Below are 12,202 nucleotides of genomic sequence, written 5' to 3'. Positions count from 1 at the left end.
TTTCGATGCTGCACCGCACCATTTGCCACAAAGCGTGGCCGCGAGGGCGGTAAGCGAGTGTAACCGGACTTGTGGTCCGTGTGGCCCTGCATAGAATCGGAGCTGTGCGTTAAAATCAAGGATTCACTCTCTACAGCTACTGGAACCGCCATCAAAAAGCTGCCCATGGACAACTCGTTCGCGAGCCTGCCGTCCGATTTCTACACCCGATTAATGCCGACTCCCCTGCCCGCCCCGTATCTGGTGGCGACCAGCGCATCGGCCGCCGCCCTGCTGGGGCTGGACCAGGCGACGCTGGCGGAACAGGCGTCGCTGGACATCCTGGCCGGCAACAGCGTGCCGGACGGCGCGCAGCCCCTGTCGGCCGTGTATTCCGGCCACCAGTTCGGCGTCTGGGCCGGCCAGCTGGGCGACGGCCGCGCCATCCTGCTGGGCAACGCCGACACGCCGTCCGGGCCCATCGAGCTGCAACTGAAAGGCGCGGGCTTGACGCCGTATTCGCGCATGGGCGACGGCCGCGCGGTGCTGCGCTCGTCGATCCGCGAATTCCTGTGCTCGGAAGCCATGGCCGCGCTCGGCATTCCGACCTCGCGCGCGCTGGCCGTGGCCGGTTCGGACCAAGGCGTTTATCGCGAATCGGTGGAAACCTCGGCGGTCGTGCTGCGTATGGCGCCCACCTTCGTCCGTTTCGGCTCCTTCGAACACTGGTTCTACCGCAAGCAGCCGGAGCAGCTCAAAATCCTGGCCGATTACGTGATCGACCGTTTTTATCCCCAATTGCGCGCCGAAGAGAACGCGTACGCGGCCTTCCTGCGCGAAGTCACGCGCCGCACCGCCGAGCTGGTCGCGCAGTGGCAGGCGGTCGGCTTCATGCATGGCGTGCTGAACACGGACAATATGTCCATCCTGGGCGAAACGCTGGATTACGGCCCGTTCGGTTTCATGGAGGCGTTCGACCGCGGCCATATCTGCAACCATAGCGACCAAGGCGGCCGTTATTCCTATGGCAACCAGCCGCAGATCGGCCACTGGAATTGCTACGCGCTGGGCAAGGCGCTGCTGCCGCTGATCGGCGAGGTGAAGGCCGCACAGGACGCGCTGGACGTCTACCAATCGGCCTTCGCCGCCAAAGCCGACCAGTTGATGCGCGCCAAGCTGGGCCTGGCGACCGCGCAGGACGACGACCGCGACCTGATGGAGGCGATGTTCACGGTGATGGAGGACAATCACGCCGATTTCACCCAGTTCTTCCGCCGCCTGGGCGCCCTGCGCGTGGACGCGGTGCCGGACGCGGCGGCCATGGCCGAAGCCGGCGCGAACCATCCGGACGCCCCGGTGCGCGACCTGTTCCTCGACCGCGCCGCATTCGACGCCTGGGCGCAGCGCTACCGCGCCCGCCTGCGCGCCGAAAACAGCGTCGACGCGGACCGTAAGCTTGCGATGGATCAAGTCAACCCCAAATACGTGCTGCGCAATTACCTGGCGCAGGTCGCGATTGAAAAAGCGCAGAATAAGGACTTCACCGAAATCGCGCGCCTGCTGACAGTTTTGGAACGCCCGTACGACGAACAGCCTGAACACGAAGCCTACGCGGCGCTGCCGCCGGATTGGGCAAGCCACCTTGAAGTCAGCTGTTCTTCCTGAGAAAGCCACCATGACAGACAAAATCGTTAAAACCGACGCCGAATGGAAAGCCATGCTGGACGGCATGCAATACCAGGTCACCCGCCACGCCGCCACCGAGCGCGCCTTCACCGGCCAATACTGGGACCACCACGAGCCCGGTATATATACCTGCGTGTGCTGCAATACGCCGCTGTTCGCGTCCGACGCCAAGTTCGATTCCGGCTGCGGCTGGCCCAGCTATTTCGAGCCGCTCAATCCGGCCAATGTGATCGAAGTGGTGGACCGTTCCCATGGTATGCTGCGCACCGAAATCATCTGCGCCGTGTGCGACGCCCATCTCGGCCATGTTTTCCCGGACGGCCCGCCGCCGACCGGCCTGCGTTACTGCATCAATTCGGCGTCCCTGCGTTTTGATCCCCAAGACTGATACCCCAAGACCGACCTAAGCCTGTCCATGAAAAAGTTCCTGTTCGACCTACTCCCGCTGATCGTCTTCTTCGCCTGCTACAAGATCGGCGGCGCGCATCCGGAGGCCGCCCAACACTGGGTCAACGCCAACCTCAGCGGCTTGCTGTCGGGCGGCTCGGCCACGGCCGACCAGGCGCCGATGGTGATCGCCACGCTGGCCGGCATCCTGGCCAACGCGGTGCAGATCGGCTACCTGCTGGCGCGCGGCCGCAAGGTCGACTTCATGCTGAAACTGTCGCTGTTCATCTTCGTCGTCTTCGGCGGACTGACCATCTATTACCACGACGAGATCTTCATCAAATGGAAACCGACGCTGATCTATTGGCTGTCGGCGATCGGCCTGCTGTCGGCGCGCTATATCTTCAAGAACAACTTCCTGCGCAGCACCATGGGCTCGCAGATCACGCTGCCCGACGAGGTGTGGGAACGCCTGAACGTGATGTGGGTGCTGTTCCTGCTGGCCTTGGGCGCCATTAACCTGTTCGTCGCGTTCGTGCTGTTCAAATCCGATACCGCCTCCTGGGTCAGCTTCAAGGCGTTCGGCTCCACGGCATTGACCTTCGCGTTCATTATCGGCCAGACTTTCTACCTGGCTAAATACATCAAGGATGAGGAAGCGTAATGGAAACCCGTATTGAACGCATAGAAGAACGCCTGCGCGCGGCATTGGAACCGCTGGAAATAAAGCTGGAAGACGAGTCGGCCATGCACGCCGGACACGCCGGCGCCGCCTCCGGCGGAGGCCATTATCAGCTGCGGATCGTTTCCTCCAAATTCGAGGGCCTTAAACTCGTCACAAGACATCGACTCGTGTATGATTCCGTGCACGATATGATGCGTGGGGAAATCCACGCGTTGGCCATTACCGCATTGGCACCGTCCGAAGTTTGACTCTTCAAAAAAAACTTAGCCCTTAGGATTTGAAATAATGAATTTGAAGCCAGCACGTTTGCTGATCGCACTTCTCGCCGTGGTTGCGGCACCGGCGTTTGCACAGAACATCGCCGTCGTCAATGGCAAAGGCATCCCGACCTCGCGCGTGGAAGCCGTGGTCAAACAGGTTGTTGCCCAGGGCCAGCAACCGGACTCCCCGCAGCTGCGCGAAGCGATCAAGAAGGAAATGCTCGGCCGCGAAGTGCTGATGCAGGAAGCGGAAAAACAGGGCTACACCAAGAACGCGGATGTGAAGCAGGCGCTGGAGGACGCGCGCCGCGCCATCTTCATCAACGCGCTGGTGGGCGACTACGTCAAGAAGAACCCGGTTTCGGACGCGGACATCAAGGCCGAGTATGATCGTTTCGTGGCCCAGGCCGGCACCAAGGAATTCCATGTGCGCCACATCCTGACCGAAACCGCCGCCGAGGCGGACGCGGTGATCGCCAAGCTGAAGGGCGGCGCCAAGTTCGAGGATCTGGCCAAGGATTCGAAAGACACCGGTTCCGCCGCCAATGGCGGCGATCTGGATTGGGCGACCCCGTCGTCCTTCCCGAAAGTGTTCTCGGACGCCTTCGTCGGCCTGCAAAAAGGCCAGGTGACCGAGAAAGCCGTGCAAACCCCCAATGGTTTCCACGTGATCAAAGTGGATGACATCCGCGACGCCAAACTGCCGACGCTGGAAGAAGTGAAACCGCAGGTCGCGGATTCGCTGACCCAGAAGAAGCTGCAGGCTTACCAGGAAGAGCTGGTCAAGAAAGCCAAGATTCAGTAATCTTTCTGTTGTAAGGTACGGCGCCTTGAAGGCGCCGCTATTATTTTTTATAGGATGTGATAATGATTTTGAAGCCTGCCCGTCTGTTGTTGGCCTTGTTCGCAGTTGCTGCCGTGCCGGCCTTTGCCCAAAACGTCGCGACCGTTAATGGCAAAGCCATCCCCACTACCCGCCTGGAAGCGGCCGTGAAGCAATATGTTGCCCAAGGCAAGCAACCCGATTCGCCGCAACTGCGCGACGCCATCAAGAAAGAACTGATCGCACGCGAAGTGCTGATCCAGGAAGCCGATAAACAAGGCGTGGGCACCCGCGCCGACGTTAAAGGCGCGCTGGAAAACGCCCGCCAAAGCATCATCATCAACGCGATGCTGCAAGACTACGTGAAGAAAAACCCGGTCAGCGATGCTGAAATCAAGGCCGAGTACGACAAATACAAAGCGACCGTGGGCGACAAGGAATACCACGCGCGCCATATTCTGGTTGAAACCGAACAGCAGGCGAAAGACATTATCGCCAAGCTGAAAGGCGGCGCCAAATTCGAAGAATTGGCCAAGCAGTCGAAAGACGGTTCGGCCAATAACGGCGGCGACCTGGACTGGGCAACCCCATCGTCCTACGTCAAGCCATTCTCCGACGCCATGGTGGCGTTGAAAGACGGCCAGATCACTGAAACGCCAGTTAAATCGCAATTCGGCTACCACGTCATCAAACTGGAAGGCTCGCGCGCGGCCAAACTGCCAGGCCTGGAAGAAGTCAAAGGCCAAGTGGCGGAAGCGCTGACCCAGAAGAAAGTCGCCGCTTATCGCGACGAACTGGTGAAGAAAGCCAAAGTGCAGTAATACGCTTAACCGCGATATAAAAGGCGCTTCTCCGGAAGCGCCTTTTTTTATTCATGCCGCCATAATCCGGGCCTCCGCAGTCCGCTTGAAGAGCCGCCGCCGACGCGGCTTTTTTTACGCCCGGGCTCTGCCGAACACCGGTTTCACGCCCGAAACTGGCTTGATCAAGCCAGACTCTGGCATAATTCCCCTATGACAGCCCTCTTCCATGCCGATCTTGGCCGTGCTTTATTGGCCGTCGCCGAACCCGCGCGCGCCGAACCCATGAGCGCTTATATGCGCAATCAATTCCCATTCCTGGGCGTGCCCACTCCCGCCCGCCGCGCCGCCGGAAAGTCATTGCTGCGGGCGCTAGGCGAATTGAATGCCGAGGCATTGCTGGCGATGGCGGATGAATTGTGGGAACTGCCCGAGCGCGAATACCAATACGTCGCGCTGGATATGCTGGCCATGCACTGGAAGAAATTCAATGTCGAGCACATCCCGGAATTGATGCGATTGGCGAGGAGGAAATCCTGGTGGGATACGGTGGACGCGATGGCGGGGATAATCGGCGACGTGCTCCGCCACAAACACGATTTTATGGATGAGGCCATCAACCACGAGGATTTCTGGATACGCCGTATCGCCTTGCTGCACCAATTGGGTTGGCGTGATAAAACGGATAAGGCGCTATTGCTGGGATATTGTCTTCAACTAGCGCACGAGCAAGAGTTTTTCATTCAAAAAGCCATCGGCTGGGCATTACGCGATTATGCGCGGCACGATCCCGCCGGGGTGCGCGCATTTATCAATACGAACAAGTCTTTACTTGCCCCGCTCAGCTATCGGGAAGCGAATAAGCATTTATGATTTATCGCAACGCCGATGGTCCAGGGCGACGAGACCCCCCGTATTCGCTTAAAGCTATCCTCCCGCGCTGATAAGGTCCATGGCGCCGCCCATATGGCCGCGGCGCTCCCGCCTGCTAATCTGGCGTCATGGACAGATTATCTACACTAGGCCAGCGTGCGCTTGCACAGCCCGGCATTACCAGCCAAGCGGAATGGCAAACCCGGGTCGAGCTGGCGGCCTGCTATCAACTGTGCGCCCTCTACGGATGGGACGACGGGATTTACACGCATATCTCGGCGGCGGTTCCCGGCGAACCCGGACATTACCTGATCAATCCCTTCGGTTTCCGATTCGACGAGGTGCGCGCCTCCAACCTCGTCAAGGTGGACGGCGGCGGCAATATCGTTTGCCGATCCCAGCACACCATCAACAAGGCCGGCTTCGCGCTGCACGGCGCCGTGCACGCGGCCCGCCACGACGTCGCCTGCGTGATGCATTTGCATAATGCGGACGGCATCGCGGTCGGCATGCAGCACGCGGGACTGCAGCCGCTGTCGCCCTACGCGCTGCGTTTCTACGGCGAGCTGGCCTACCACGACTACGAGGGCCTGGACATGTCGGTCGCCGAGCAGGAGCGTCTGGTCCTTACTCTGGCGCAGCGTCCCGCCATGCTGCTGCGCAATCACGGCACGATGACCGTCGGCCGCACCATCGCCGAAGCATTTGTATTAATGGAAATATTGGACAAGGCTTGCGCGATCCAGCTGCGCGCCCAGTCGGCGGGCACGCCGCTGCGCCAGCCGTCCGAGGCCGTGTGCCTGAAGGCCCACCTGGAACTGGTGGGCGACGGCGCGCCGGAGGGCCGCCTGGAGTGGCCCGCCCTGCTCCGCAAGCTGGACAAGATCAACCCTGGCTATCGCACTTAAGAGGAGTCAACATGCCCACCATAAACGTCCAACTGTTCGAAGGCCGCACGCCCGAGCAAAAGCGCGCCTTCGTCGCCGCCATCACCGAAGCCACCTGCAACACCCTGGGATCGTCGCCGGAGTCGGTCGATGTGCTGATCCACGAGGTGAAGAAGGAGCACTGGGCCACAGCCGGCAAGCTGTGGTCGGACCAGTAAGGGATTTAGTGTTTTAGCTCGCCGATCAGCGCGACGGAGTCGAATTCGCGCTGATTGGCGGCGTGCCTGACGATAATAAGGCACATGATGCCGGCCACGAACAGGCCGAACAGCACGATGATGGTGTCCAGTTCCAGGTTCAAGGTCAGCATCAGCGCGTACATGGCCAGCATGCCGATGATGGACAGGTTTTCGTTGAAGTTCTGTACCGCGATGGAGTGACCCGCGCTCATCAGCACATGGCCGCGATGCTGCAGCAAGGCGTTCATCGGCACCACGAAGAAGCCGGACAGCGCCCCGATCAGTATCAGCAGCGGATACGCCAGCACCTTGCTCTGCACCCAGGGCATGCCCATCACGATCAGCCCCATCGCTATGCCGAAGGGCAGCACTTTCAGCGAATTCTTCAGCGTCACCAGCCGCGCCGACGCCACCGCGCCCAGCGCCATGCCGATGGCGACCACGCCCACCAGCGTCGTCGCCTTCTCATACGGCATGTTCAAGGTCTGTTCGGCCCATTTGAGCACGATGAATTGCAGGGTCGCCCCGGCGCCCCAGAACAGCGTGGTGACGCCCAGCGAGATCTGGCCCAGCTTGTCGCCCCACAGGGTGCGCACGCAGCCGGCGAAGTCGCGCATCAGCTTGAGCGGGTCCTGCGGCTGGCGCGCGTAGCGGGCGCCCGTGTCGGGGATGAACAGGTTGAACGCCGCCGCCAGCACGTACAGGCTGCCGGTGACGAACAGCGCGGCTTCGATGGCGCTGGGCACGCCGGTGTGCAGCGGCGGCAGGTTCAGGCGCAGGAAAAATTCGGCCGCGCTCTGGCTGACCAGCAGGCCGCCGACCACCGTGCCGAGGATGATGGACATCACGGTCAGCCCCTCGATCCAGCCATTGGCGGGGACCAGTTTCTCGGCCGGCAACAGTTCAGTGAGGATGCCGTACTTGGCCGGCGAATACACGGCGGCGCCAAAACCGACCACGGCATAGGCCAGCAGCGGATAAACGCCGGCGAACAGCATGCCGCAGCCGCAGATCTTGATGAGGTTGGCGATGAACATCACCCGCCCCTTGGGCATGGAATCGGAAAAGGCGCCGACGAAGGCCGCCAGCACGATGTAGAACACCACGAAGGACTGCTTGAGCATGGGGGACAGGAAATCCGGACTGTCCATGCGGGTCAGCAGGTCGATCGCCACGAACAGCAGCGCGTTGTCCGCCAGCGACGAGAAGAACTGCGCCGCCATGATGGTGTAGAAGCCTCGATTCATTGTCTGCGTGTAGAGCCGGGAAAGTGTGCTTTATACCATAGAAAAGCACGGGCATTCCTTAAGATCAACCAGCAGCAAAGACCGGGGACAGACCCGACGGGTCTGTCCCCGGATTTCGGGGTGGGTTTTAGCCGATGAACTTGCGCGCGTTGCGGAACATGCGCATCCACGGCGAATCCTCGCCCCAGCCGTCCGGGTGCCAGGATTGCTGCACCGTGCGGAACACGCGCTCGGCGTGCGGCATCATCACCGTGAAGCGGCCATCCGCCGTGGTCACCGAGGTCAGGCCTCGCGGCGAGCCGTTCGGGTTGTGCGGATAGGTTTCAGTCGCCACGCCGCGGTTGTCGATGAAGCGCAGCGCCGGGATGGCTTCGACGATGTCGCCGGTCTGCGTGAAGTCCGCGTATCCTTCGCCGTGGGCGATGGCGATCGCGGTCTGCGTGCCGGCCATGCCCTGGAAGAAGATCGACGGCGAGTCCAGCACTTCCACCATCGAGAAACGCGCCTCGAACTTCTCGGACTTGTTGGTGGTGAACTTCGGCCAGGCGTGCGCGCCGGGGATGATGGATTTCAGGTTGCTCATCATCTGGCAGCCGTTGCAGACGCCCAGGCCGAAGGTGTCGCCGCGGCCGAAGAAGCGCGCGAACTGTTCCGCCATCGCCGGGTTGAACAGGATGGACTTGGCCCAGCCCTCGCCCGCGCCCAGCACGTCGCCATAGGAGAAGCCGCCGACGGCGATCGCGCCCTGGAAGTCGTCCAGCTTGACGCGGCCCGAGATCAGGTCGCTCATGTGCACATCGACCGCCGCGAAGCCGGCCTGGTGCATGACCCACGCCGTCTCGATGTGCGAGTTGACGCCCTGCTCGCGCAGGATGGCGACGCGGGGACGCGCGCCCGTGGCCAGGAACGGCGCGGCCACGTTGTCGGCCAGGTCGAAGGTGATCTTCGGCGTCATGCCTGGTTCGGTCTCGTCCAGCAGGCGCTCGTACTCGGCGTCCGCGCAGGCGGGATTGTCGCGCAGGCGGGCGATGCGCCAGCTGGTTTCGCTCCACAGGCGGTGCAGCGCGGAACGCGGCTGGTTGTAGATCAGCTTGGCGTCGCGGGTGAATTCGATCACGCCGCGGTCGTTGGTCTTGCCGATGATGTGGCTGCAGGCGCCCAGGTTGAAGCTGCGCAGCACGTCCATGACGGCCGATTTCTCTTCCGCGCGCACCTGCACCACGGCGCCCAGTTCCTCGTTGAACAGCGCGCGCAGCGTCTGCTCGTTGCGGCGCTCGGCGATCTGGCCGGCCCAGTTCTTGGCGTCGCCCTGGTCGGCGCCGTGGCCCGTTTCCAGCGTCAGGATGTCGAGGTTGATCGACAGGCCGGCGCGGCCGGCGAAGGCCATCTCCGTCAAGGTGGCGTACAGGCCGCCGTCCGAACGGTCGTGATAGGCCAGCAGCTTGCCGTCGGCGTTCAGTCGCTGGATGGCGGTGAAGAAGGCTTTCAGGTCTTCCGCGCTGTCCACGTCCGGAGCGTCGTTGCCCAGCTGGCCCATGACTTGCGCCAGCGCCGAGGCGCCCATGCGGTTCTTGCCGCGGCCCAGGTCGATCAGGATGATGGAGGTCTCGCCCAGGTCGGTGCGCAGCTGCGGCGTCAGCGACTTGCGCACGTCGTACACGGGCGCGAAGCCGGACACGATCAGCGACACCGGCGACAGCACGGCCTTGCTTTCGTCCTCGTCCTTCCAGGTGGTGCGCATGGACAGCGAGTCCTTGCCGACCGGAATCGAGATGCCCAGCGCCGGGCACAGGTCCATGCCGACCGCCTTCACGGTGTCGAACAGCGCGGCGTCCTGGCCGGGCTGGCCGCAGGCGGCCATCCAGTTGGCGGACAGCTTGATGTCGGAAATGTCCTTGATCGGCGCGGCGGCCAGGTTGGTGATGGTTTCACCGACGGCCATGCGGCCCGAGGCCGGCGCGTCGATCACGGCCAGCGGCGTGCGCTCGCCCATCGCCATGGCCTCGCCCAGGTAGCCCTCGTAGCTCATCGCGGTCACGGCGCAGTCGGCCACCGGCACCTGCCACGGGCCGACCATCTGGTCGCGCACGGAGGTGCCGCCCACGGTGCGGTCGCCGATGGTGATCAGGAAGGATTTGTCGCCCACGGTGGGCAGCAGCAGCACGCGCTTGGCGGCCTCCTCCAGGTTGATACCGGTGAGGTCGATGGCCGGGTAGTCGTTTTGCACGTGATGCACGTCGCGCTGCATCTTCGGAGGTTTGCCCAGCAGCACGTCCATCGGCATGTCGACCGGCGCGTTGCCCAGGTCGTTGTCGACCAGTTTCAGCTGGCGTTCCTCGGTGGCGGTGCCCACCACGGCGAACGGGCAGCGCTCGCGGTCGCACAGGTCCTTGAACAGCGGCAGGTCGTCCGGCGCGATGGCCAGCACGTAGCGTTCCTGGGACTCGTTGCTCCAGATCTCTTTCGGCGCCATGCCGGATTCCTCCAGCGGAATCTTGCGCAGGTCGAACAGCGCGCCGCGCTTGGCGTCGTTGGTGATCTCCGGGAAGGCGTTGGACAGGCCGCCCGCGCCCACGTCGTGGATGGAGATGATCGGGTTGTCCTCGCCCAGCTGCCAGCAGCCGTTGATGACTTCCTGCGCGCGGCGTTCCATTTCCGGGTTGCCGCGCTGGACGGAATCGAAGTCCAGGTCGGCGGTGTTGGTGCCGGTGGCCATCGACGAGGCGGCCGAGCCGCCCATGCCGATGCGCATGCCCGGGCCGCCCAGCTGGATCAGCAGGCTGCCGACCGGGATGTCGTTCTTGTGCGTGTGCTGGCCCGAGATGTTGCCGATGCCGCCGGCGATCATGATGGGCTTGTGGTAGCCGTACACGGTGTCCTGCGCGCCGGCGAAGGACTTGCCGACGTTTTGCTCGTAGGTGCGGAAGTAGCCGCCCAGCACCGGACGGCCGAATTCGTTCGAGAACGCGGCGCCGCCCAGCGGGCCGTCGATCATGATCTGCAGCGGGGACGCGATGCGGTCCGGCTTGCCGTACGCCTTGCTGGTGTCGCGGCCGTCCAGCGGCGCGGTCACGGAGGCGGCGTTTTCCCAGGCCTGGACGGCGCCCGGCAGCATCAGGTTGGAGACGGTGAAGCCGGTCAGGCCCGCCTTCGGTTTGGCGCCGCGGCCGGTCGCGCCCTCGTCGCGGATCTCGCCGCCGGCGCCGGTGGAGGCGCCCGGGAACGGGGAAATCGCGGTCGGGTGGTTGTGGGTCTCCACCTTCATCAGCGTGTGGATCAATTCCTTGGACGCGCCGTACTCGTGGCCCTCGCCGCGCGGATAGAAGCGCGTCACTTCCGCGCCTTCCATGATGGACGAGTTGTCGCTGTAGGCCACGATGGTGCCCTTGGGCTGCTTCTCGTGGGTGTGCTTGATCATCTTGAACAGCGACTTGTCCTGCGCCACGCCGTCGATGGTCCAGTCGGCGTTGAAGATCTTGTGGCGGCAGTGTTCGCTGTTGGCCTGCGCGAACATCATCAGTTCCACGTCGGTCGGGTTGCGTTGGGCCTTGGTGAAGGCGTCCAGCAGGTAGTCGATCTCGTCGTCCGACATGGCCAGGCCCAGGTCCGTGTTGGCCTTTTCCAGCGCCATCTTGCCGGCGCCCAGCACGTCGATGGCTTCCAGCGGCTTCGCCTCCAGCGTACGGAACAGGCCGGCGGCCTCGTCGGCGTGGCGCAGCACGGACTCGGTCATGCGGTCGTGCAGCAGCGCGGCGACCGCCTCGGCCTGTTCGGCGGACATCTTGCCGGCGCCGATGCTGCTGCCCAGGAAACCGGATTTCAGGTGCACGCGGTAGGCCACGCCGCGCTCGACGCGCTTGATGTGGGCCATGCCGCAGTTGTGCACGATGTCGGTGGCTTTCGAGGCCCATGGCGAGATGGTGCCGAAGCGCGGAATGACCACAAACTCTTCGACGGGGCTGTCGTTGTGCTCGGCGTGGGCCGGCTCGCCGTAGGTCAGCAAACCCTCCAGGCGGGCGGTGTCGTCGGCGGACAGCGGCGCGGCGGCATCGATGAAGTGCAGGTGGCGCGCTTGCACGGCCGTGATGGCGGGCAGCACGGCTTGCAGTTGGGACAGGAGGCGTTGGCTACGGAAGGCAGACAGGGCGTTAGAGCCCGGCAAAATCAACATGGTTGGGAGGCGGTTGAGCAGCTTGTGGCTGCGGATTAAAGAGAAAACCTATAGCGGCAGCGTCAAACCTGTGCAAACGGGTTTGAAACGGCCTCAAAATCCTTTGCCCGGCATTATACCTTGTTCAACCCTCCCCGGGCAGGGGCTCGGCGCTATACTCTGCCC

Annotated in this window: 11 protein-coding genes; 9 read left to right on the top strand and 2 right to left on the bottom strand. The window is 62.9% G+C overall.

Annotated features, from left to right (window positions below; all coding sequences use genetic code 11):
- The first annotated feature begins 165 nt into the window (after nt 1-165).
- The 9 genes from BM436_RS07750 (at nt 166) to BM436_RS07710 (ending at nt 6,598) form a co-directional block, all read left to right on the top strand.
- Nucleotides 166-1,644, top strand: coding sequence for a protein adenylyltransferase SelO (locus BM436_RS07750; protein WP_093554937.1), 1,479 nt, complete (start codon nt 166-168; stop codon nt 1,642-1,644).
- A 10-nt stretch (nt 1,645-1,654) separates the two neighbouring features.
- Nucleotides 1,655-2,053, top strand: coding sequence for a peptide-methionine (R)-S-oxide reductase MsrB (msrB, locus tag BM436_RS07745; RefSeq protein ID WP_093554936.1), 399 nt, complete (start codon nt 1,655-1,657; stop codon nt 2,051-2,053).
- A gap of 27 nt (nt 2,054-2,080) precedes the next feature.
- Nucleotides 2,081-2,716 carry a septation protein A gene (locus BM436_RS07740; RefSeq protein ID WP_093554935.1) on the top strand — a complete coding sequence of 212 codons (636 nt, stop codon included), beginning with the start codon at nt 2,081-2,083 and terminating at the stop codon, nt 2,714-2,716.
- Nucleotides 2,716-2,985, top strand: a complete 270-nt coding sequence (locus tag BM436_RS07735; RefSeq protein ID WP_093554934.1) for a BolA family protein — start codon at nt 2,716-2,718, stop codon at nt 2,983-2,985. Before BM436_RS07740 ends, BM436_RS07735 begins: the two co-directional genes overlap by 1 nt.
- A 37-nt stretch (nt 2,986-3,022) precedes the next feature.
- Complete coding sequence (locus tag BM436_RS07730) at nt 3,023-3,802, top strand: peptidylprolyl isomerase (RefSeq protein ID WP_093554933.1); 780 nt, start codon at nt 3,023-3,025, stop codon at nt 3,800-3,802.
- A gap of 62 nt (nt 3,803-3,864) precedes the next feature.
- Nucleotides 3,865-4,641: a peptidylprolyl isomerase gene (locus BM436_RS07725; protein ID WP_093554932.1), complete on the top strand. Its 777-nt coding sequence runs from the start codon at nt 3,865-3,867 to the stop codon at nt 4,639-4,641.
- Between the two features lie 192 nt (nt 4,642-4,833).
- Nucleotides 4,834-5,493 carry a DNA alkylation repair protein gene (locus BM436_RS07720; protein ID WP_093554931.1) on the top strand — a complete coding sequence of 220 codons (660 nt, stop codon included), beginning with the start codon at nt 4,834-4,836 and terminating at the stop codon, nt 5,491-5,493.
- A 128-nt stretch (nt 5,494-5,621) separates the two neighbouring features.
- Nucleotides 5,622-6,401, top strand: a complete 780-nt coding sequence (locus BM436_RS07715) for a class II aldolase/adducin family protein (protein ID WP_093554930.1) — start codon at nt 5,622-5,624, stop codon at nt 6,399-6,401.
- Nucleotides 6,402-6,412: 11 nt separating this feature from the next.
- The gene (locus BM436_RS07710) at nt 6,413-6,598 is read left to right on the top strand and encodes a 4-oxalocrotonate tautomerase (RefSeq protein ID WP_093554929.1); all 186 of its coding nucleotides are present in this window, start codon (nt 6,413-6,415) and stop codon (nt 6,596-6,598) included.
- 5 nt (nt 6,599-6,603) lie between these two features.
- Here BM436_RS07710 and lplT read toward each other — a convergent pair whose 3' ends face one another.
- On the bottom strand, nt 6,604-7,866 hold the full coding sequence (gene lplT / locus BM436_RS07705) for a lysophospholipid transporter LplT (protein ID WP_093554928.1): 1,263 nt from the start codon (nt 7,864-7,866) through the stop codon (nt 6,604-6,606).
- Nucleotides 7,867-7,993: 127 nt separating this feature from the next.
- Nucleotides 7,994-12,037 (bottom strand): phosphoribosylformylglycinamidine synthase, encoded by a 4,044-nt coding sequence (gene purL, locus BM436_RS07700; RefSeq protein WP_093554927.1) that lies wholly within the window; start codon nt 12,035-12,037, stop codon nt 7,994-7,996.
- Nucleotides 12,038-12,202: the final 165 nt, after the last annotated feature.

This window comes from Pseudoduganella namucuonensis, assembly GCF_900116645.1.
GTDB lineage: Bacteria > Pseudomonadota > Gammaproteobacteria > Burkholderiales > Burkholderiaceae_D > Rugamonas > Rugamonas namucuonensis.
Note: the sequence above shows the minus strand (reverse complement) of the source record. Positions and strands in the feature narration are given on the sequence as shown.

Coding starts and splice junctions, on each gene's coding strand:
- BM436_RS07710 (WP_093554929.1), top strand. CDS start 6,413: ATGCCCACCATAAACGTCCAACTGTTCGAAGGCCGCACGCCCGAGCAA.
- BM436_RS07715 (WP_093554930.1), top strand. CDS start 5,622: ATGGACAGATTATCTACACTAGGCCAGCGTGCGCTTGCACAGCCCGGC.
- msrB (WP_093554936.1), top strand. CDS start 1,655: ATGACAGACAAAATCGTTAAAACCGACGCCGAATGGAAAGCCATGCTG.
- lplT (WP_093554928.1), bottom strand. CDS start 7,866: ATGAATCGAGGCTTCTACACCATCATGGCGGCGCAGTTCTTCTCGTCG.
- BM436_RS07740 (WP_093554935.1), top strand. CDS start 2,081: ATGAAAAAGTTCCTGTTCGACCTACTCCCGCTGATCGTCTTCTTCGCC.
- BM436_RS07730 (WP_093554933.1), top strand. CDS start 3,023: ATGAATTTGAAGCCAGCACGTTTGCTGATCGCACTTCTCGCCGTGGTT.
- BM436_RS07750 (WP_093554937.1), top strand. CDS start 166: ATGGACAACTCGTTCGCGAGCCTGCCGTCCGATTTCTACACCCGATTA.
- BM436_RS07725 (WP_093554932.1), top strand. CDS start 3,865: ATGATTTTGAAGCCTGCCCGTCTGTTGTTGGCCTTGTTCGCAGTTGCT.
- BM436_RS07720 (WP_093554931.1), top strand. CDS start 4,834: ATGACAGCCCTCTTCCATGCCGATCTTGGCCGTGCTTTATTGGCCGTC.
- BM436_RS07735 (WP_093554934.1), top strand. CDS start 2,716: ATGGAAACCCGTATTGAACGCATAGAAGAACGCCTGCGCGCGGCATTG.
- purL (WP_093554927.1), bottom strand. CDS start 12,037: ATGTTGATTTTGCCGGGCTCTAACGCCCTGTCTGCCTTCCGTAGCCAA.